Here is a 21,142-nt window from a genome sequence, read left to right as displayed (position 1 = left end):
TCCGCGTTACTTCAGACCCGCCGCGTCCATCCCGCGGAGTTCCTTCTTTAGGTCCTGGATTTCATCCCGTAGCCTGCCTGCAAGCTCGAACTGCAACTCGCGAGCTGCATTCATCATCTGGTCGGTGAGGTTCTTCACCAGGGCTGCCAGCTCGGCCCGCGGCATCGACTTGACGTCCTGCCCCTCGTATACGCCGGAACTGACGGCGCGTCCTTTCTCGCCTTGGGCACGACGACCCCGACTCGAATTACGCCCGGAACCACCGACTTCCACCGATTCGTCGGTGTCGTCGGCCTCCTCGTACACCTGATCGAGGATGTCCGCGATCTTCTTTCGAAGCGGTTGCGGATCGACGCCCTTTTCCTTGTTGTATGCCACCTGCTTCTCGCGCCGACGATCGGTTTCCTCGATGGCGTACTTCATCGAATCCGTCATCTTGTCCGCGTACATGTGAACCTCGCCGGACACATTACGAGCTGCGCGGCCAATTGTCTGGATCAAGCTGGTGCCGCTACGGAGGAAGCCTTCCTTGTCCGCGTCGAGAATCGAAACGAGTGAGACCTCCGGCAGATCGAGCCCCTCACGTAGGAGGTTGATACCGACCAGAACGTCGTACTCCCCGAGCCGCAGTTGGCGTAGCAACTCCACTCTTCGCAGAGTGTCGATGTCGGAGTGAAGGTATCGGACTCTGATGCCGAGCTCGAGCAAATAGTCGGTGAGGTCCTCGGACATCTTCTTCGTCAGTGTGGTGACCAAGATGCGCTCGTTCTTGTCTGCACGAATGCGAATCTCGTGAACGAGATCGTCGATCTGCCCCTTGGTCGGCTTGACGACCACCGCTGGATCGATGAGTCCAGTGGGACGAATGACCTGTTCGACGAATTCTCCACCGGTCTGCCCCAGTTCGTACTTGCCCGGCGTCGCCGACAGGTACACGGTTTGCCCGATCCGCTGGGTGAATTCTTCCCATGTCAATGGCCGGTTGTCCGTCGCCGACGGTAGCCGGAAACCGAATTCGACCAGGTTGCGTTTGCGGGACATATCGCCCTCGTACATCGCGCCGATCTGAGGGACGGTCACATGGGACTCGTCGATTACCATGAGGAAATCCTCGGGAAAGTAGTCGATGAGCGTCGCGGGCGCTGTGCCTGGGCCTCTGCCGTCGATGTGCCGCGAATAGTTCTCGATACCGGAGCAGAAACCAACCTGTTTGATCATCTCGAGGTCGTACTGAGTGCGCATGCGCAGTCGCTGGGCTTCGAGCAGCTTGCCCTTGCCCTCCAACTCGGCGAGCCGATCCTCGAGTTCCGCCTCGATGTTCTTGACTGCCTTCTCCATACGCTCCGGGCCTGCAACGTAGTGCGTGGCAGGGAAGATCCGGACGGAGTCCACCTGACGGACGACGTCACCGGTCAGAGGGTGCAGGTAATACAGCGCCTCGATCTCGTCTCCGAAGAACTCGATCCGAATCGCCAGCTCTTCGTACGAGGGAATGATCTCGACGGTGTCGCCTCGAACCCGGAACGAACCACGAGTGAAGGCCATGTCGTTGCGGGTGTACTGCACATCCACCAAAAGCCTCAACAGGGCATCGCGGGGAACCTCGACACCTACCTGCAGCTCGATGGACCGATCTACGTAGGACTGCGGTGTGCCCAGACCGTAGATACAGGAAACCGACGCGACAACCACTACGTCGCGCCGCGAGAGCAAGCTGGCCGTGGCAGAGTGCCGTAACCGCTCGACGTCGTCGTTCACCGAGGAATCCTTCTCGATGTAGGTGTCCGTCTGGGCGATGTACGCCTCGGGTTGGTAGTAGTCGTAATACGACACGAAATACTCGACCGAGTTGTTGGGAAGCATGTCTCGTAGCTCGTTGGCGAGCTGTGCGGCCAAGGTTTTGTTCGGGGCCATCACCAACGTGGGGCGTTGCAGCTTCTCGATGAGCCAAGCCGTCGTTGCAGACTTACCGGTACCGGTGGCACCGAGCAACACGATGTCCTTCTCGTCGGCCCTGATCCGACGCTCGAGCTCGGCAATGGCGGCCGGCTGGTCTCCGGCCGGCTCGTACTCACTGACGACCTCGAATGCGGGCCCCGTGCGTTCGATGTCTCCGACGGGGCGGAAGTCCGAGTGAGCCACCACGGGATGTTCGGATGCAAAGGCCATGCTTTACAGGTTAGACGCGACTACTGACACGTTCGAGGCGATGCTGCGTTCGACCGTGCAGATCGGAACCGAACAGGTAACTTGGTCAGTCATGGACGGACACGCCGCAGAGGCTACTCGAGTGCACGTGCACGCCCCCAAAGTCGAATACTTCGACCTCGACGCGTCGACGAACACCGACCCCAAGGGCGTCGTTCGCCCCGTTGACGAGTACCGGGTCGAGCCCTGGGGTCTGTACATGGCCAGGCCGTCCGACCATCCCCAGTTCGACTATCTGCAGTCCTGGCTGCTCCCGAGCCTCGGAATACGTGCGTCGATATTCCACTACCTACCGGGACACCGACGTGATCAAAATTACTATGTCGACATCGGTGAATTCGTAGCTGCGCCGCACGTCTGGACGTCGACCGACCATTACCTCGACATCACGGTGAGAACCGGGCGCGGATTCGACCTCCTCGATGCGGACGAACTCTTGCAGGCACGCGTGGAGCATCACCTCGACGCGGAAACGGCCGAGCTTGCGATGCACCGTGCCGTGACCGCCATCGATGGACTTGCTCGGTTCGACTACGACCTGGACGCGTGGTTGGCATCGATCGGGATGCCGACCACGTGGCGCCCGCAAGCTGCCCGTTAGGCCTGCCAACCGGTCTTTTCGGCCCATTCCCACGCACGAACGTAGGCTCGATCGAACCATGGCGCCTTCGCATCCGTGTACGCGGTGACAGCTTCCTGATCGTCGGCAATCCCCTCGGCCACCGCGGCTGCTCTTCTCTTGATATCGAGGTATTCGGCAGCGGCAGCAGGATCAGCGCGGAGCCAATCACGAAATACGAGCGCGAACTGCTGAGCCGGCCAGCCGTCGACCCTGACGTAGATGTTGGCCGTTCGGCCCGGATCGGCAGCTCCATGAAATCGCATGCCCCACACCGCAGGATCTGCTTCTCCCCCGATGCCGTACGCGGGCTTGGGATCGTCCGATTCGATGTGCTGGACGCGAGGAAAGCCGATCCGTCCCAATGGTTCTGCCAACGAGTCGGCGACGCCCAGGCCGGTGACCGTGATCTGGATGTCGATGGTGTCGACCGCTTCCATATCGGCAACAGCACTCGATCCGATGTGATCGATTCGAACGGCTGAACTTCCGCAGGCGACCGCAATACGGGCCGCCAACCTACCTGCCTGGTCCGCCCATGTTGGATCCGACTCCACAAGGGTGGGTCGGGCAGTGACAACGGTGCCCTCGCGGATGTTGCGTTCGAACGGTACGAGCCGGTCGAACCACAGGCTGCGCGCCACATCTTCGATGTCACCGGGCGCACCACTGTTGTCTATCCAGACGTCGGCCGCGGCACGTCGCGCGTCATCGGTCGCCTGGGCCGCGATCCGTGCACGGACGTCCTGCTCGATCATCTTCCGCTGCCCGACCAAACGTTTCACGCGCTCTTCCGAGTCCACGTAGACCACGGCCACGAGATGGAACAGTGCACCCATCTTGCCTTCGACCAACAGCGGAATGTCTTGAATGATCACTGCGTCTTCGGGTGCGCCCTCGACGAGTTCCGAGGTTCGCTGCCCCACCAGAGGGTGGACGATCGCATTCAGTTTCCCACGCGATTCTTCGTCGCGAAATGCCTTGGCCGCGAGTGCAGCACGGTCGAGTGCGCCGTCCGGCCCGAGAATGTCCTCTCCGAATGTGTCGACGAGTTGCGCCAAGCCATCAGTCCCTGGCTCGACTACTTCTCTCGCGATCACGTCGGCGTCCACCAAAACACCACCGAGTCCGGCGAGAATCTTCGACACTGTGGACTTCCCTGCTCCGATGCCTCCGGTGAGGCCGAGTCTCAACATGGTGTCCAGTCTGTCATCGAACACGCCGAAGCACACCAGCCCCAAATGCACCAGCTTTACCGGCATGTCCGTTATCTTCGACGTGCGAGATAAATATCTGCCGACCCACTGCTAGCGAAAAGGACCCTTCGATGCGAAGCAATCAGATCCACCAGGGTCGGCACCGTCTCGGCATGGAATTAGGTGTTCACTGCGTGCTTATCCCCGAGATTGCCCTGGCGTTGGCCGACCATCGGCGAAACTGGTTCACCACGTTGCTGAGCCCGGCTCGACACAGCTTCGCCACCATGCGCAAACGGACGTCCACCGTCGGTCAGTGGAGTCCCGCCGTCGCAGGCTGAGCCAAACCCCATCGAATTTGAAAATGGGCCCGAATCCGCATGGATCGGGTCTATTTTTGCGTTCACATACCGGGGCCTGATGTAACTCACCAGGGCATCTGTACATCAACCCGCACCATCGACGAAGAAATGCCCCGGCTCTGAAGTACAGAACCGGGGCATCACTCTCACACCCTTACGGGTGGACTACTTCTATCAGGCGTTGCCCGACAGCTTCTCGCGCAGCGCAGCAAGCTGTGCGTCGCTGGCAAGCGATCCACCGGTCGAAGCCGGAGCCGATGCTGCGGGAGCATCGCCTTCTGCTTCGGCAGGGGCCTGGCCCGACTCCGAGGAGTAGTTGGTGTTGGCAGCCTCGGCAGCTTCGTCCTTGGCTGTCTTCTCCATCTGAGCGGTGTGCATCTTGTGACGACGCTCAGCCTCGGCGTAGCGGCCTTCCCACTCTTCACGCTGCTTCTCGTAACCTTCGAGCCATTCGTTGGTCTCGGAGTCGAAGCCTTCGGGGAAGATGTAGTTGCCACCCTCGTCGTACGAGTCGGCCATACCGTACTTGGACGGATCGAACTCTTCTGCGTAGTCCTCGTTGGCCTGCTTGAGGCTCAACGAGATACGACGACGCTCGAGATCGATGTCGATGACCTTGACGAGTGCGTCGTCGCCGACACCCACGACCTGGTCCGGAACCTCCACGTGGCGCTCGGCCAACTCGGAGATGTGCACGAGGCCCTCGATGCCCTCTTCGACGCGAACGAACGCACCGAACGGAACGAGCTTGGTGACCTTACCGGGAACGATCTGACCGATCGCGTGTGTGCGAGCGAACTGGCGCCACGGATCTTCCTGAGTCGCCTTGAGCGAGAGAGAAACGCGCTCGCGGTCCAGGTCGACGTCGAGAACCTCGACGGTGACCTCGGTGCCGACCTCGACAACCTCGGACGGGTGATCGATGTGCTTCCAGGAAAGCTCGGACACGTGCACGAGTCCGTCGACGCCGCCCAGGTCCACGAATGCACCGAAGTTGACGATCGAGGAGACGACGCCCTTGCGGACCTGCCCCTTCTGGAGCTGGTGCAGGAACTCGCTGCGAACCTCGGACTGAGTCTGCTCGAGCCATGCGCGGCGCGACAGGACCACGTTGTTGCGGTTCTTGTCGAGCTCGATGATCTTGGCCTCGATCTCCTTGCCGACGTACGGCTGGAGGTCGCGGACTCGGCGCATCTCGACGAGCGAGGCGGGAAGGAAGCCACGGAGACCGATGTCGAGGATGAGTCCACCCTTGACGACCTCGATGACGGTGCCCTTGACGGCCTCGTCCTTCTCCTTGAGCTCTTCGATCGTGCCCCAAGCGCGCTCGTACTGAGCTCGCTTCTTGGACAGGATCAAACGGCCTTCCTTGTCCTCCTTGGTGAGAACGAGTGCTTCGATCGCATCTCCCACGGAGACGACCTCGTTGGGGTCGACGTCGTGCTTGATGGAGAGCTCGCGGGAAGGAATGACACCTTCGGTTTTGTAACCGATGTCGAGCAGGACCTCGTCACGATCGACCTTGACGATGGTGCCTTCGACAATGTCACCATCGTTGAAGTACTTGATCGTGGCGTCGATCGCCGCGAGAAAATCCTCTGCGGAGCCGATATCGTTTACGGCCACCTGCGGTGAGGTAGTAGTTGAGGGCATGTGTTGAGTTGCTCCGGACGGGTTGGGTATCGGTTGATGGATGTTCGGTCGGACTGTGAAACGAGTGTTGGAACAAGTGCTGAACTGTAGATCCAGTCAGTGGAACAAACGGCGGACAAGAATGTTCCCGGAGAGGTTCTGCAGAACCGCTGCACCCGGCATTGTTCTCGAGTCCGAGAATCGGACACTCGAACAGCGCTGGCCCGCAGCATGTACACACTCGCGTCCAACAGGGTACGCGAGATGATCACACTGCGGCAAACCCGACTAACGTGTCGTCGATGACCGATAGTTTGCTCCCTCCAAACACCCCACCGGCGGAACCACAGTTACCGATTCACCCTGGTCGCGGAAGGCTCAGCTCCCAGGCCAGTGATCGAGCAAGCCGCTCGTGGTGGGATTCGGATGCGGACGAGTATCACCGCACACACGGCGAGTTTCTCGGTGTCGGATCCGAGCAGGGCGAATTCGTCTGGTGCCCGGAGGGACTACACGAGGGTGACGCCCACCTCCTCGGTGAGATATCAGGCAAGCGCATCCTCGAGGTGGGCTGCGGATCAGCGCCGTGCGCCCGATGGCTGGCCGCTCACGGCGCGCATGCCGTCGGCCTCGACATCTCCGCGGGAATGCTTACTCGGGGACTCGACGCGATGGCCGCCGGGGGCACAACTGTGCCGTTGATTCAGGCGAGCGCAGAGTCCTTACCCTTCGCGGACGAAAGTTTCGACATCGCCTGCTCTGCATTCGGGGCGGTACCGTTCGTCGCCGACTCGGCGAACGTGATGGCCGAGGTCGCGAGAATCCTCGCACCGGGTGGAATCTGGGTGTTCGCCGTCAACCACCCGATGCGATGGATCTTTCCGGATGACCCGGGGGAAGCCGGGTTGACCGCATCCATTCCGTACTTCGACCGAACGCCGTATGTCGAATTCGACAGCGAGGGCACACCGACGTACGTCGAGCACCACCGCACGATCGGCGATCGGGTCCGCGAGATCGTTGCAGCAGGCCTCGAGGTGCGCGACATCATCGAACCCGACTGGCCCGAATGGCTCGATCAGGAGTGGGGACAGTGGAGTCCGCTCCGTGGGCAACTTTTTCCGGGCACCGCTATCTTCAGCTGCAGGAAGCCCGACTAGAGCAGCTTGGACAGAAACAGCTTGGTGCGATCGTGTTGCGGGTTCGCGAGCAGCGCCCGCGGTTCCCCGGTTTCCACGACCACTCCGGCGTCCATGAAGACGAGCTGGTCTGCGACTTCCCGTGCGAAACCCATCTCGTGGGTGACGACGATCATCGTCATACCGTCCTTGGCGAGTTGCTTCATGACACCGAGGACCTCGCCGACCAGTTCGGGATCGAGCGCTGAGGTCGGCTCGTCGAACAGCATCAGCTTCGGATCCATGGCGAGGGCCCGCGCAATGGCAACGCGCTGCTGTTGGCCACCGGAGAGCTGAGCCGGATACGCGCCCGACTTCTCACTGAGTCCGACCCGGTCCAAGAGCTCCATAGCTCGTGCGGTCGCGTCCTTCTTCTTGATCTTTTTGACCTGAGTCGGAGCTTCGATGATGTTTTCGAGCGCAGTTCGGTGCGGAAACAAATTGAAATGCTGGAAGACCATTCCGATGTCGCTGCGCTGTTTGGCAGCCTTCTTCGGATGGAGTTCGTAGAGCTTGCCGTTCTTCTCCTCGTACCCGACCAGTTCGTCGTCCACGTAGAGACGCCCTGCATTGACCTGCTCGAGGTGATTGATGCACCGCAGAAATGTCGACTTTCCTGAACCCGAAGGCCCCACCATGCACAGGACCTGGCCCTTGTCGATTTCGAGCGAGATCCCGTTGAGAACCCGTAGCGCACCGAAGCTCTTGCACACCTGGTCGGCCTTGACCATGGGACTCACATCGCACCACCCTCGGAGGAACGCGGCGCCATCAGTGGCTTGCCGCCCTGGGCATCGGCGAGAGCCTGCAGTTGACGATTCGTCAAGGTTCGCGACACGCCCTTCGAATAGTGACGCTCGAGAAAATACTGACCAACCATCAGCACACTCGTGATGACGAGATACCAGGTCGATGCCACCAGGAGTAACGGAACCGGCTCGAAGTTCGCGCCAGAGATATCCCGTGCGCGGCCGTAGAGGTCACCGCTGAACGGGACGGCTACGACGAGCGAGGTGGTCTTGAGCAAGCTGATCAATTCGTTGCCGGTCGGCGGAATGATCACACGCATCGCCTGCGGCAGCACAGTTCGGCGCATCGTCTGCGACCAGGACATCCCGAGCGCCGTCGATGCCTCAACCTGTCCTTCACCAACGGAGTTGACACCCGCGCGGACGATCTCGGCCATGTAGGCGGCCTCGTTCAAGGCCAAGCCGATGACTGCGAACACAAATGCGTTACTCAGCGTCTGCAGGTTGAACGTGGCGAACTGCACGCTGAACGGTATTCCCAGCGCCACCTCCTTGTAGATCGATGGAAGGAGGCCCCAGAACACGAGCTGGACGTAGATCGGAGTTCCACGAAAGACCCACAGATAGACCCACGCGGCGCTTCGAAGAACCGGGTTCGGCGACAACCGCATCACGGCCACCACGACGCCCAGCACGACAGCGATGATCATCGAGTACACGGTGAGTTGCACCGTCAAACCGACACCTGTGCCGATCCTCGAGTCGAACAGGTAGCGGCCGTACGTGTCCCAAGCAAAAGCTGGATTTGTCGCTGCTCCGTAAGCGAACAGTGCAAACAAGACAATCACGACCAGTGCAGCTACCCACCTACCCGGATGCCGCAACGGAATGGCCTTGATGGGTACCTGATCGGCTCCCTCGCTGTGTTCGGAGGGATTCACCGCAGAGGTGGACACTCGGCGCCCCCTCCCCCACGAATCTGGATCGATATCGACATCAGCTGACTGCGCCGTTGATCTTTGCTTCCTTGATCACGCCGGCTTCGACGCCCCAGTTCTCGGCAATGGTCTGGTACTGACCGTTGTCGATCAGGTATTGCACAGCCTGCTGCAACGACGCGGCCAGCGGCGATCCCTTGGCAACCGGGTAGCCGTACGGAGCGGAGTCGAAGACCTCACCCGCAGCTTCGAGCTTGTCACCGGTCTGCTTGATTGCGTAGGCAGTCACCGGCGAGTCCGCGGACATGGCGTCGACCCGTCCGAGAACGAGAGCATTGGCCGCGTCGTCCTGGCTGTCGAACTTCAGAATGTCGATGGCGGGCTTCCCCGCTGCGACGCACGCTGCGCTCTTGCCGGGAACTTCTTCTTGGTCTTGAATCGTCGTCGTCTGGACTGCCACCTTGAGACCGCATGCGTCGGTGGGGTCGACCTTGCCACCCGCTTGCTGCGCCCACTGAGTGCCGGCGTTGAAGTACGTCGTGAAGTCGACCGAGTTTTCACGTTCCTTCGTGTCGGTGAACGACGACATACCCAAGTCGTAGGTTCCGGCCTGCACCGACGGAATGATCCGATCGAAGTCGGCCTCCTCGTACTGGGCGGTTACTCCCAGAACACCTGCGACGGCATCCATCAGGTCGACATCGAATCCGATGATTTTGCCGGAGGCGTCCTTGAACTCGTTGGGCGAGTAAGGAACGTTGACGCCGACGACCAACGTGCCGGAGTCCTGGTTCTTCTGCGGGAGCGTTGCGGCAACTTCGGCCACCTCGCTGATCTCCACCGCTGTCTTCTCGTCGGCGGCCGGAGCGCCTCCGTCCTCGGTGTTCTGAGCGCATGCCGTCAGCAGAAGAGCCCCGGCGCCGCTGAGCGCCAGAATGATTCGCGCGGGCCTCGAATACGAGCGTGCAAACAAGAGAATGCCTCCAGAAATCGAAACAGGACATCGCGGCGTGCGATGTTGCCAGAGATACGAACTTAGACGACAGCTGTCACCTGTGTAGCGCAGGTAATCGAACAGTAACGCGGGGTTCGAGCGTACGGCGTCGTTTCCGTCGGCCATATTCTCTTGTGCGTCGCTCAGACACGCAAGGTTCTGGCGACTACAGTCTCGGTGAACTCGCTCGTCGATGCCCTGCCGCCGAGATCTGCCGTAGCTACGCCGGAGCCGAGGGTGCCCTCTACCGCATGTCGGATGCGCTTGGCGGCATGACGAAGCCGATTGTCGCCGCTGTGATCGCCGAGCCAATCGAGCAGCATCGCGGACGAGAGAAACAACGCGGTCGGATTCGCAACGTTTTTGCCTGCGATGTCCGGAGCCGAGCCGTGGGCGGCTTGGGCCATTGCTTTGGACTCCGAGGAATTGAGTGACGGCGCCATTCCCAGGGACCCGGACAGCTCTCCGGCAAGATCGGAAAGAATGTCACCGAACATGTTCTCGGCGACGATCACGTCGAAATCGCCACCCCGCCTGACGAGGTGAGCGGCCAGGGCGTCGATGTGTTCCTCGTCTACGGTGACATCCGGAAAGTCCTCGGCGACGGTTCGGCAGGCATCGCGAAACAGACCCGTCGTCATCGACAGAACATTCGTCTTGTGCACGATGGTGACGTGCTTGCGGCGCGTGCGCGCCAACGCGAAAGCCTCGCGCGCAATCCGTTCGCAGGCGGTACGGGTGAAGACTCCGACGGCGAGTGCAACGTCGGGTGTCGGCATGAACTCCCCGCTACCGAGGAACATGTTTCGGTCGGCGTAGAAGCCTTCGGTGTTTTCGCGGACAACGACGAGGTCCATCTCCGGTGACAGCGCCCGAACGTCCGGGTACGCACGCGCAGGACGGATATTGGCGAACAGATCGAACTTTTTGCGCACCACACCACCGGGCGTGAGCCGCGAACGAAAGGGCTCCGGGTAGGACGCACTGTCGTGCGGCCCGAGAATCCACGAGTCCAGTGACGCCAACTCTTCGAGTGTCGAGTCCGGTATCGGTGTTCCGTGCGAGTCGATCGCCTCACGTCCGAGAGGTAGTTCGACCCACTCGACCCGCAGCGACGTCTCCGCGCCCACTGCGGCGTCGACGACGCGCATCGCGGCAGGCACGATCTCGTGGCCGATCCCGTCGCCGAGCATCGACCCGATTCGCAGTGTCCGAGCCTCTTCGTGCGCCATGTGAGACATCATGACTCACTATGGTCCAGTCATTGGAATTGCTCCTCGACGACACGCTCGACGCTGCTGTCAGGCGGGAATGGCAACTGCTGCTCGACGCAGACCTACCCAGCCAAGGCAGGCACAAGGGCATCTCGAATCGTCCACACATCACGTTGTCGGTTGCCGACGAGATGAACGAGTTCGACACCCGGGTGCACGACGAATACCTTCTGGTCGACATGCCCGTCAGACTTGGTGCATTCGTGGTCTTCCGTGGCAGACACGCGACGTTGGCTCGACTGGTCGTGCCCTCGCGGAGACTCATCGATCTTCACGCGCGCGCATCAGAGGTGGTAGGCGATGCGGACGGTTCTCGTTCGCATACCGCACCAGGAAAATGGACTCCGCACGTCACGCTCGCACGACGTATGACTCGCATCGAACTGGCCGAGGCTCTGCTCCGTCTCGATTCTGCGCAGCCCGATCTCGTCGGGACCACGTCGGCGTTGAGACGATGGGACGGCGAAGAGAAGCGCGAGTGGATCGTCCGTCAGAACCGGTAGTCACCGAATTGGCTCTCCTCCCGGTGTGTGTCGGGAGAGTATCCGAAGGATATCGCCCCGTGGATCACCGCCAGAACAGCCAGGATGAGCAGTGCAATGGTCATGCGGCAAGCCTGCTGCCACGCGATCTCGTACAACAGTGGCGGTTATGACACGTTACCTCGGTTTTCTGCCATACTTGGTTTCGTGCTGAAACGAGTAGTCGTACCACTCCTGCCGCTGACCGAGCAGTTCGAACTCGGAGTGGCATGCGAGGTCTTCGGCTTCGACAGATCCGACGAGGGTCTACCTACTTACGACTTCTCGATCATTGCCGGTGTAGCCGAACCCATCCGGACCCGTTTCGGCTTCACCATCGATGTTCCCCACGACCTGTCACAGCTCGACGAGGCCGATCTGATCGTCGTTCCGGCTGGGGGCACCTACCCGTCGGAGGACGGCAGCTACCTGTGCACCAGCGAGTACGACGCCTCGATCGAGCCGCTGCTCGTCAAGTTGCGTGCCGCGGTTGCACGCGGTGCCAGCGTCGCCAGCCTCTGCAACGGCGCATTCGTGCTCGGCAAGGCTGGGCTTCTCGACGGACGAAGATGTACGACGCATTGGCGCACCTCGGCCAGGCTTGCCGCCGAGTATCCGCTTGCCGAGGTCGACCGGGACGTTCTCTATGTGGGCGACGGCAATGTTTTCACCAGCGCAGGCACTGCAGCCGGAATCGACTTGTGCCTGCACATCGTTCGCAAAGAGCAGGGCAGCAAGGTTGCCAACGGGATAGCTCGACGCATGGTCGTGCCACCGCACCGCGACGGTGGGCAGGCCCAGTTCGTCACCACTCCGCTGCCCACTACCGAGATCGACACGCTTGCTCCGCTGCTGGACTGGATGACGGAGAACCTCGGCGACGACCTATCGGTGCAGAAACTGTCTGCGCGGGTCAACATGTCCGCCCGGACTTTCGCGCGCCGGTTTCAAGCCGAGACCGGGACTACTCCCGCCCGGTGGCTCAACGACCAACGTGTTCTGGCGGCTCAGCACCTGCTCGAAGATTCGGATCTGTCGATGGATGTCATCTCCGAACGTGTCGGGTTCGGCAACGCAGCGGTGATGCGTCAGCATTTCGTGCGTGTGCGGTGCACGACACCCAATTCTTATCGTCGAACGTTCCGCGCGTCACCGCAACCGGCTTGACTTTTGGGCGCAGCCTGCGGGGTCGGGAAGCTTTCGGCACAGTGTTGCGTTGAGGGACTTTAGAGAACGAAAAAACCGATGAGAGGGCAGGCGTGGCTACACAGACATTGACTCAGCAGAACTTCGACGACATCGTCGGAGGCAACGACGTGGTCCTCGTCGACTTCTGGGCGTCCTGGTGCGGCCCGTGTCGCCAGTTCGCACCGACATTCGAGAAGTCCTCCGAGGAGCATCCAGACGTGGTGCATGCCAAGGTGGATACGGAAGCAGAGCAGGGACTCGCCGCCGCTGCCAACATCAAGTCGATTCCCACGATCATGGCGTTCCGCGAGGGAATTCTCGTGTTCGCGCAGCCGGGTGCACTGCCTGCGGCAGCACTGGAAGATCTGGTAGTACAGATCAAGGCACTCGACATGGACGTGGTGAAGGCACAGATCGAAGAGCAGAAAGCCGACGCTCCAGCCGAATAATTCAGGCCTGAACGAACAAGAAAGCCGGTCGCATATGCGACCGGCTTTCTTGTTCTCTGCATACAGGCGACTGTCTAGTGTGCGGCCTGGTCCCAGCTCGTTCCGGTGCCGACGGACACCTCGAGCGGAACGGAAAGCTCGATGGCCGAGGACATTTTGTCTCGAACCAAGTGCTCGATCTGCTCGCGCTCGGATTCGACGACTTCGAGGACCAATTCGTCGTGCACCTGCAACAACATTCGTGATCGGAGCCCCGATTCCGCCAAAGAGTTGTGAACGTCGATCATCGCCACCTTGATGATGTCCGCTGCTGTTCCCTGAATCGGCGCGTTCAGCGCAGCGCGCTCGGCAACCTCACGACGTTGACGGTTGTCACTGTTGAGGTCGGGTAGGTAGCGCCTGCGGCCGTAGAGAGTCGAGGTGTATCCGACCTTTCGTGCCTCTTCGACGGCGTTTCGCAGGTAGTCCCGAACCCCACCGAATCTCGAGAAGTAGGCCTCCATCTGCGCTTTGGCCTCTTCTGTCGAAATCTTCAACTGCGCGGCCAAGCCGAAAGCACTGAGTCCGTAGGCAAGTCCGTAGGACATGGCCTTCACACGTCGGCGTAGTTCGGGGGTGACGTCCTCGATGGGCACGCCGAACGCGCGCGAGCCTACGAAACTGTGCAGGTCTTCACCGGTGTTGAACGCCTCGATGAGGCCGGCGTCGCCGGACACGTGGGCCATGATTCGCATCTCGATCTGACTGTAGTCAGCGGTCAGGAGAGTGCTGAACCCCTCGCCCACGACGAACCCGTCTCTGATGTGGCGTCCGGCCTCGTTTCGAACTGGAATGTTCTGCAGGTTCGGATCGGTTGAGGACAACCGGCCGGTGGCTGCCACGGTCTGATTGAACGTGGTGTGGATTCGTCCGTCGTCGGCGATCGACTTGAGTAACCCGTCCACGGTGACCTTCATGCGTGTCGCATCACGGTGATCGAGCAGGAACTTCAAGAACGGATGCTGGGTTTTCTCGAACAACCCTTGCAGCGCATCGGCATCGGTGGTGTAACCGGTCTTGGTCTTTTTGGTCTTCGGCATTTCGAGCTCGTCGAACAGCACAACTTGCAGCTGTTTCGGGGAGCCGAGATTGATCTGCTTGCCGATGACTTCGTAGGCAGCATTGGCGGCTTCGCTCACCTTGTCGGCGAACTGGCTCTGCAGCTCACCGAGATGCGTCTCGTCGACAGCGATGCCGGTCGCCTCGAGGTCCGCGAGCAAGGACAGAAGCGGTAATTCCATCTCCGAGAGCAATGAACTCGATTCGATCGCCGCCAACTCGTCGTCCAGTGCGGCAGCAAGATCCAGAATTGCTTGCGCCCGCAGTATCTCGCCCTCTGCGACAGCCGCTTCCGCGACGTCCTCGGTATCGAGCAGTGAAAGCTGGCCTTCGGCGGGATCCTCGACGCGCAGTTCGCGCTTGAGATACCGCAGCGACAGGTCGTCGAGGTTGAACGTCCGTTGACCCGGGCGGACAAGGTACGCGGCAAGTGCAGTGTCGCTGGTCAAGCCGCCCAAGGTCCAACCGCGACCACGCAACGCGTGGATTGCCCATTTTGCTTCGTGGAGCGCTTTCGGTTGACCGGCATCGGCCAACCATGCCGCCAGTGCCTGCTCGTCCGATGGATCCAAAGAGCTGGTATTGACGAAGCCACCTTCGCCGTCGGATGCGGCAATCGCGATCGACACCGCATCGCTGTCGAACGGTCGTCTCGGGCCGACGACCGAGAGGCCGTGACGCTCGCCCGTGGAGGCGTGAACCGCGAGCCACTGTGCGAGCTCACCCACCGGGACGGTGCCACCACGCACGTCGAAGCCTTCTTCGGCTTCGGGTTCCGTGGAGGACAGGGTGTCGAACAACCGATCGCGCAACACTCGAAACTCGAGATCGTCGAACAGCGCATGGATCTTCTCCCGATCCCACGGCGCCAGCTCCAACTGATCCGGCGTATACGGAAGTGGAACGTCCCGCACCATCTCGGTGAGTTCGCGGTTGAGCACCACGCCGGACAGGTTGGCCCGCAGGGCGTCACCCACCTTGCCCTTGACCTTGTCGACGTTGTTGACGAGCTCTTCCAGCGAGCCGTACTCCACGATCCACTTGGTGGCCGTCTTCTCGCCGACACCGGGGATACCGGGCAGGTTGTCGCTCGGGTCTCCGCGCAGCGCAGCAAAATCCGGGTACTGCGCCGGTGTGAGTCCGTACTTGGTGGTGACCTCTTCCGGGGTGAACCGAGTGAGCTCGGAGACACCCTTCTTCGGATACAGCACAGTGACGTTGTCGGTGACGAGCTGCAGCGCGTCTCGGTCACCCGTCACCACGAGGATCCGATAGCCGAGCGCTTCCGCTTGAGTCACCAATGTCGCGATGATGTCGTCTGCTTCGAATCCGGCTTCGGCCATCACCGGGATACCCATGGCACCGAGGACGTCCTTGGTGATGTCCACCTGACCGGCGAACTCGTCGGGCGTCTTACTTCGGTTCGCCTTGTAGGCCGGGAACCGCTCAGCCCGGAACGTTTGCCGAGACACATCGAACGCCGCCGCGATATGCGTCGGCTTCTCGTCTCGAAGGAGGTTGATCAGCATGGAGGTGAACCCGTACACCGCGTTGGTGGTCTGGCCGCTGGTGGTCTTGAAGTTGTCCACGGGCAGCGCGAAGAACGCGCGAAAGGCGATGGAATGACCGTCGATCAGCAACAGCGTCGGCTGCTCACCGTCGGCGGAACTGCCGGTCGAGGGTTTCGATGCTGCGCTGTGCTCGGTTATGGGGCTCACGGTTGACCAGTCTAAGTAGAAGCTCCGACACCGCGTCAGTGGATGCGACTCCCGGCCCGAACCACCGACCGGGTAGTTCGAAACACAAACGATACTTTCCGGAAATTCAAGACTCCGATTTCGTGCGCTTTCAACGGTTACAGTCCCACAATTGCAGCAGCCGAGGTCTCGAGGCTCAACCGACAACCGTCCGGAGGACGTGCGTGGCCCCAATTGTTCGATGGACCCGTAGGAAGATTCGACTTCGGCATCGCAGCCGAACCCCGCTTCACTTCATCAAACAAACCCTCCTTCTGGCGATCCTCGGATCCATAGCCGCCGTGACGTTCGGCGGCACCGCGCTGGCCCAGGAACCGACGCCGACTCCCCCACCGTCGTCGATATCTCAACCACCTGCGGCCGACGCCGTCCCCGTCAGTGGCAGCCTCAACAACGGTGGCGAACGCCTGACCGACGTCGACGTGCTGGCGCGCGATTCGACCGGCGACGAGGTCGCTCGAACGACATCCGAGAAAGGTGGCCGCTGGACCCTCGAATTATCCCCAGGGTCATACACTTTCGAGGTCGACTCCGAGACGCTTCCCGACGGGGTCAGCGTTCAGGGCGAAGTGCAGCGCGAGATTGCGGCCGGACGCACGAACACCGTGATCTTTTCGTTCGGTGAAGCCCGCACCTCCAACGAGCTTCCCTTCTACGAGAAATTCATCAGGACTACGGTCGACGGCTTCCGTTTCGGTCTCGTAATCGCCCTCGCCGCAGTCGGTCTGAGTCTGATCTTCGGCACCACCGGCCTGACCAACTTCGCGCACGGTGAACTGGTCACTCTCGGGGCCGTAGCTGCCTGGGTGTTCAACGTCAGCATGGGTATTCAACTGATCTATGCCACGATCCTGGCCGTCATCGTCGGCGTCGCCATCGGATGGCTCAACAACGCGGCCATCTGGAGACCACTTCGAAAACGCAAGACCGGTCTGATCGCACAACTTGTGGTGTCCATCGGCCTTGCGATCGCGCTGCGGTACCTGATCCTCATCTTCTTCTCCGACCGCGCCGAGCCCTTCGACGACTACCAGGCTCAGACCCAGAACGAATGGGGTCCGTTCGCCATCACCAACGTCAATCTGGCGTGCATCATCATCAGCATCGTCGTGCTCGTCGGCGTCGCGCTCATGTTGCAACGCACTCGGATCGGCAAAGCGATGCGCGCCGTCGCGGACAACCGCGACCTCGCGGCGTCGTCGGGCATCAATGTCGAACGCGTCGTGACATTCGTCTGGTGCATGGGCGGCGGGCTCGCTGCTCTCGGTGGCGTCCTGTTCGGACTGTCCGAACTCGGCGGTCGCGTGCAATGGGAGATGGGCTTCAAGCTGCTCCTCCTCATGTTCGCCGGCATCACCCTCGGCGGGCTCGGAACCGCATACGGGGCGCTCCTCGGCTGCGTGATCGTGGGGCTGCTCGTGCAGTGGTCGACGATGTTCATCAATCCCGATCTCAAATACATCGGAGGCCTGCTCGTCTTGATTCTCATCCTCGTCGTCAGACCTCAGGGCATACTCGGCTCGCGGCAAAGGATCGGGTGAACTGATGGATATTCTTGCGGCTCTTCAAGTTTCACTCGCGCAGCTGATCGGTCCGTCGGCAATCTTCTACGCATTACTCGCCATCGGCTTGAACCTGCACTTCGGTTATGCGGGTCTGCTCAACTTCGGCCAGATCGGATTCGCCCTGCTCGGCGGATACGGCGTCGGAATCATGACGGTCACCTATCAGCAGCCGTTGTGGGTCGGTATCCTCGTCGGTCTCGGTGCGGCCGGACTGCTCGCGCTCGTCCTCGGCATCCCGACGCTCCGGCTGAGGGCGGACTATCTGGCTATCGTCACGATCGCGGCCTCAGAGATACTCAGACTCGTCTTCCGCTCGACCGCTACGGATTCGGTGACTGCATCGACCAACGGACTGTTCGGTTTCGCTGATCCGTTCACGTCGCTGAGCCCCTTCGACTCGGGGAAGCAGTACTCGTTCCTGGGCGTCAAATTCTATGGCGACGACCTGTGGTCGATGGTGGTGGGTTGGACGCTCGTACTCGTTCTGTGTGGCTTCGTGTACCTGCTCACACACAGCCCGTGGGGCCGCGTCCTCAAGGCCGTGCGCGAGGACGAGGACGCTGCGCGTTCATTGGGTAAGAACGTGTTCGTCTACAAGATGCAGGCCCTCGTCATGGGCGGTGTCATCGGCGGCATGGGTGGTGTGTTCAACGCACTGCAGACCAAATCCATCAACCCGGACTTCTACTCCACCGCGCAGACCTTCTTCGCATTCGGAGCTCTGATTCTCGGCGGTGCCGCGACGGTGTTCGGACCGGTGCTCGGTGCCATGTTGTTCTGGTTCCTACTGTCGATCCCCGACGCCATCCTTCGCCAGGCGATCACCGGCCCCGATCCTCTGCTGGACCTCAGCGAGCAGCAGGTCGGTGCGACTCGATTCGTGCTGTTGGGGATCCTGATCGCCGTACTGATGGTCTTCAGACCCCAGGGTATTCTCGGGAACAAGCGAGAGGTCCAACTCAATGCCTGACACCTCATCGGCTTTGGCCGCACGCGCCGCCAAAGCTCTCAGCTCCGAAGAGCGAAGGGCACTGTTCGCAGGCGTACCGAGCACTCCCGGCGCACCGAAGCCCGACCCAACCCTGGTCGTCGACGGCGTCTCAAGGACGTTCGGCGGGCTCAAAGCGGTCGACGTTGCCCACCTCGAGATTCAGCGCGGCTGCATCACCGGACTCATCGGACCGAACGGCGCAGGCAAAACCACCCTGTTCAATCTGCTGACCGGTTTCGATCGACCCGACACCGGCACTTGGTCGATGGATGGCCAGTCGCTCGGGAAGATGCATCCGCATCAGGTTGCCCGCAAAGGCGTCGTGCGCACCTTTCAGCTGACGAAAGCACTCTCGAAGCTCACTGTCCTGGACAATGTCCGCCTCGGCGCCACCGGGCAGAAGGGCGAACGCATACTCAACACGTTCATGCCATGGACGTGGAAAGCCCAGGAACGGGAGATCACCGAACGCGCCTACGATCTCTTGGCTCGATTCAAGCTCGACGCCAAGGCCGACGATCTCGCCGGCTCATTGTCGGGCGGGCAGCGCAAACTGCTCGAGATGGCCCGTGCGCTCATGACCGACCCTGCTGTGGTGATGCTCGACGAGCCGATGGCAGGCGTCAATCCTGCTCTCACACAAAGCCTGTTGGGGCATATCAAATCACTGCGCGACGATGGAATGACCGTGGTGTTCGTCGAACACGATATGGACGTCATCCGAGATATCAGCGACTGGGTCGTCGTCATGGCACAGGGCAGTGTCATCGCCGAATCGACGCCAGAGGAACTGTCGAACAATGGCGCTGTCGTCGACGCGTATCTGGGAAGTAACCACGACCAGGCGCTGGAATTCGACGAGAACGGCAACCCCGTAGGTGCGACCGCCGAACTGGCCGAAGCACTCGCGCAGGCAGAGGCCGAAGAGCTCGAGGCCGGCGGTGACCTGTCGGAACCCGAATTTGTCGCTCCGGACGTCGTTCCGGGCTCTGCTGCCGCTGGCACGCATGCCAAGGAAGAAGACGACAAATGAGCGAACCCGGTACACAAAAATTGACCGCCGCAGAATTTGCCGCGACCCCGGCAGAGCATGCTCGGCTGGCCGAAGGCGCGCTTCTGCGAGCCGACAATCTGGTTGCGGGATACATTCCCGGCGTCAACATCCTCAGTGACTGCAACTTCTTCCTTCGGGACGGCGAAATCGTCGGCATCATCGGGCCCAACGGGGCAGGTAAGTCGACACTTTTGAAGACTCTGTTCGGGCTGATTCCCGTCCGCGAAGGTTCGGTCAAACTACGCGGTGACAACATTACTTCGGCGCAAGCGCACGTACTGGTGACGAAAGGCGTCGGGTACGTCCCGCAGACGCAGAACGTCTTCCCGTCGCTGACCATCGAAGAGAATCTCGAAATGGGAATCTATCTGCGTCCCAAGAAGTTCGCGGAACGCTTCGAGTTCGTCAGCGAACTCTTCCCACTCCTGGGTGAGCGCAAAAAGGTCAAGGCAGGCGCACTGTCCGGCGGTGAACGCCAGATGGTCGCGATGGGTCGCGCGCTCATGATGGAACCATCGGTGCTGCTGCTCGACGAGCCGTCGGCGGGCCTGTCGCCGATGTTCCAGGACGAAGTGTTCATCCGCTGCAAGAAGATCAATGCGGCAGGCGTCTCGATCATCATGGTCGAGCAGAACGCGCGACGGTGTCTTCAGATCTGCGACCGCGGCTATGTCCTCGATCAGGGCCGAAATGCCTACACCGACACCGGGACCAATCTGATGAACGACCCGAAGGTGATCGAGCTGTACCTCGGAACGTTGGCAGGAAGCAAAGAAAAGTAACCGCACCTCGTTCGCTACGCAGGACGCCGACACGGTTGTTTCCGTGTCGGCGTTTGCGCGATTCCTCGCTGTCGGAGAACCCGTCGACATCCTTGGTCGTCATCGACAAAGCCAACCCGGGCATGTCGTCAGCCGGCCTCGCCATCGCACCCGCACGCTGGAACCTCGACCCCGGGCCGAGCATCCTGCCCGTCCGTCGCATACCCGTCACGCTTCCACCAATCCAACCCGCCGAGCATCTCCTTCACCCGAAACCCGAGACTCACCAGCTTCATCGCAGTTTTGGCACCACGACGACATCGGTACCCAGCTCACTCTGAGACTGCAATGCCTCGTACAGATCCCACGAATCGATCTCGTATTCCAGCTTCTGCTGATAGAACGCCAACTGATCCATCGACATACATTCCTCCTCAGTAATAGCGTCCGGCCCGCGCGACTGCCTTCCCAGGTCCATAAGCATGATCGAAAGCTCCTGCAAGACAACGCTCCTGATGTACATGCCAGCTCCGAGTAGCTCTCACTTCTGCGCGCCACAGGATGCTGTCGGGCACGACCAGAAGAGCCCCGTTATGCCGAGCAGAACG

General features: G+C 60.9%; 20 protein-coding genes. 10 read left to right on the top strand and 10 right to left on the bottom strand.

The genetic code is table 11. The annotated features are described in order from the left end of the window. Positions 1 to 6: 6 nt before the first annotated feature. On the bottom strand, positions 7 to 2,169 hold the full coding sequence (uvrB, locus tag H2510_RS11660) for an excinuclease ABC subunit UvrB (protein WP_084346522.1): 2,163 nt from the start codon (positions 2,167 to 2,169) through the stop codon (positions 7 to 9). Between the two features lie 127 nt (positions 2,170 to 2,296). On the opposite strand from uvrB, the gene H2510_RS11655 reads away from it, so the two are divergent. Then, positions 2,297 to 2,809: a DUF402 domain-containing protein gene (locus H2510_RS11655; protein WP_186628521.1), complete on the top strand. Its 513-nt coding sequence runs from the start codon at positions 2,297 to 2,299 to the stop codon at positions 2,807 to 2,809. Here the strand turns inward: H2510_RS11655 and coaE are convergent. Beyond that, complete coding sequence (gene coaE / locus H2510_RS11650; protein WP_186628520.1) at positions 2,806 to 4,023, bottom strand: dephospho-CoA kinase; 1,218 nt, start codon at positions 4,021 to 4,023, stop codon at positions 2,806 to 2,808. The genes H2510_RS11655 and coaE overlap by 4 nt on opposite strands. 131 nt (positions 4,024 to 4,154) lie before the next feature. On the opposite strand from coaE, the gene H2510_RS11645 reads away from it, so the two are divergent. Continuing rightward, entirely contained in the window at positions 4,155 to 4,364 is a 210-nt protein-coding gene (locus H2510_RS11645; protein ID WP_186628441.1) for a hypothetical protein, read from the top strand. Between the two features lie 195 nt (positions 4,365 to 4,559). On the opposite strand, the gene rpsA is transcribed toward H2510_RS11645, so the two are convergent. Further along, positions 4,560 to 6,038, bottom strand: coding sequence for a 30S ribosomal protein S1 (gene rpsA, locus H2510_RS11640; RefSeq protein WP_084346524.1), 1,479 nt, complete (start codon positions 6,036 to 6,038; stop codon positions 4,560 to 4,562). A 281-nt stretch (positions 6,039 to 6,319) separates the two neighbouring features. Here rpsA and H2510_RS11635 point away from each other — a divergent pair, with 281 nt between their 5' ends. Next, positions 6,320 to 7,177, top strand: a complete 858-nt coding sequence (locus H2510_RS11635; protein ID WP_186628440.1) for a class I SAM-dependent methyltransferase — start codon at positions 6,320 to 6,322, stop codon at positions 7,175 to 7,177. On the opposite strand, the gene H2510_RS11630 is transcribed toward H2510_RS11635, so the two are convergent. From H2510_RS11630 to H2510_RS11615, 4 genes are all read right to left on the bottom strand, one after another. Further along, the gene (locus tag H2510_RS11630) at positions 7,174 to 7,926 is read right to left on the bottom strand and encodes an amino acid ABC transporter ATP-binding protein (protein WP_186628519.1); all 753 of its coding nucleotides are present in this window, start codon (positions 7,924 to 7,926) and stop codon (positions 7,174 to 7,176) included. The genes H2510_RS11635 and H2510_RS11630 overlap by 4 nt on opposite strands. Before the next feature lie 5 nt (positions 7,927 to 7,931). Continuing rightward, positions 7,932 to 8,900 (bottom strand): amino acid ABC transporter permease, encoded by a 969-nt coding sequence (locus H2510_RS11625; protein WP_315901336.1) that lies wholly within the window; start codon positions 8,898 to 8,900, stop codon positions 7,932 to 7,934. Positions 8,901 to 8,940: 40 nt separating this feature from the next. Next, positions 8,941 to 9,855, bottom strand: a complete 915-nt coding sequence (locus H2510_RS11620) for an ABC transporter substrate-binding protein (RefSeq protein ID WP_261392863.1) — start codon at positions 9,853 to 9,855, stop codon at positions 8,941 to 8,943. Between the two features lie 164 nt (positions 9,856 to 10,019). Then, on the bottom strand, positions 10,020 to 11,108 hold the full coding sequence (locus tag H2510_RS11615; RefSeq protein WP_186628438.1) for an isocitrate/isopropylmalate dehydrogenase family protein: 1,089 nt from the start codon (positions 11,106 to 11,108) through the stop codon (positions 10,020 to 10,022). A 20-nt stretch (positions 11,109 to 11,128) separates the two neighbouring features. Here H2510_RS11615 and H2510_RS11610 point away from each other — a divergent pair, with 20 nt between their 5' ends. From H2510_RS11610 to trxA, 3 genes are all read left to right on the top strand, one after another. Further along, entirely contained in the window at positions 11,129 to 11,653 is a 525-nt protein-coding gene (locus H2510_RS11610; RefSeq protein ID WP_186628437.1) for a 2'-5' RNA ligase family protein, read from the top strand. A 186-nt stretch (positions 11,654 to 11,839) separates the two neighbouring features. Then, positions 11,840 to 12,838: a helix-turn-helix domain-containing protein gene (locus H2510_RS11605; protein WP_186628436.1), complete on the top strand. Its 999-nt coding sequence runs from the start codon at positions 11,840 to 11,842 to the stop codon at positions 12,836 to 12,838. 92 nt (positions 12,839 to 12,930) lie between these two features. Continuing rightward, positions 12,931 to 13,308: a thioredoxin gene (gene trxA / locus H2510_RS11600; protein ID WP_084346531.1), complete on the top strand. Its 378-nt coding sequence runs from the start codon at positions 12,931 to 12,933 to the stop codon at positions 13,306 to 13,308. Positions 13,309 to 13,382: 74 nt separating this feature from the next. Here trxA and polA read toward each other — a convergent pair whose 3' ends face one another. Then, positions 13,383 to 16,115 (bottom strand): DNA polymerase I, encoded by a 2,733-nt coding sequence (polA, locus tag H2510_RS11595; RefSeq protein ID WP_397517354.1) that lies wholly within the window; start codon positions 16,113 to 16,115, stop codon positions 13,383 to 13,385. A 284-nt stretch (positions 16,116 to 16,399) separates the two neighbouring features. Between polA and H2510_RS11590 the strand changes: the two genes are divergently transcribed. From H2510_RS11590 to H2510_RS11575, 4 genes are read left to right on the top strand one after another with little or no spacing between them, the layout of a single operon-like run. Then, positions 16,400 to 17,704, top strand: a complete 1,305-nt coding sequence (locus H2510_RS11590) for a branched-chain amino acid ABC transporter permease (protein ID WP_186628517.1) — start codon at positions 16,400 to 16,402, stop codon at positions 17,702 to 17,704. Between the two features lie 4 nt (positions 17,705 to 17,708). Further along, positions 17,709 to 18,698, top strand: coding sequence for a branched-chain amino acid ABC transporter permease (locus tag H2510_RS11585; RefSeq protein WP_084346533.1), 990 nt, complete (start codon positions 17,709 to 17,711; stop codon positions 18,696 to 18,698). Continuing rightward, positions 18,691 to 19,752, top strand: coding sequence for an ABC transporter ATP-binding protein (locus H2510_RS11580; protein WP_186628434.1), 1,062 nt, complete (start codon positions 18,691 to 18,693; stop codon positions 19,750 to 19,752). The genes H2510_RS11585 and H2510_RS11580 overlap by 8 nt, the downstream gene beginning before the upstream one ends. Continuing rightward, positions 19,749 to 20,555 carry an ABC transporter ATP-binding protein gene (locus tag H2510_RS11575; protein WP_186628433.1) on the top strand — a complete coding sequence of 269 codons (807 nt, stop codon included), beginning with the start codon at positions 19,749 to 19,751 and terminating at the stop codon, positions 20,553 to 20,555. Before H2510_RS11580 ends, H2510_RS11575 begins: the two co-directional genes overlap by 4 nt. Positions 20,556 to 20,683: 128 nt before the next feature. On the opposite strand, the gene H2510_RS20635 is transcribed toward H2510_RS11575, so the two are convergent. Both H2510_RS20635 and H2510_RS20805 read right to left on the bottom strand, forming a co-directional pair. After that, positions 20,684 to 20,830 (bottom strand): hypothetical protein, encoded by a 147-nt coding sequence (locus tag H2510_RS20635; protein WP_222438591.1) that lies wholly within the window; start codon positions 20,828 to 20,830, stop codon positions 20,684 to 20,686. Then, positions 20,827 to 20,958, bottom strand: coding sequence for a hypothetical protein (locus H2510_RS20805; protein ID WP_261392862.1), 132 nt, complete (start codon positions 20,956 to 20,958; stop codon positions 20,827 to 20,829). Before H2510_RS20805 ends, H2510_RS20635 begins: the two co-directional genes overlap by 4 nt. Positions 20,959 to 21,142: the final 184 nt, after the last annotated feature.

The sequence above is a fragment of the Rhodococcus sp. BP22 genome (genome assembly GCF_014281965.1).
In the GTDB taxonomy this organism is placed as follows: Bacteria; Actinomycetota; Actinomycetes; order Mycobacteriales; family Mycobacteriaceae; genus Rhodococcoides.
The sequence above is the reverse complement of the archived record's forward strand: the minus strand, read 5'-3'. Positions and strand labels throughout refer to the sequence as shown.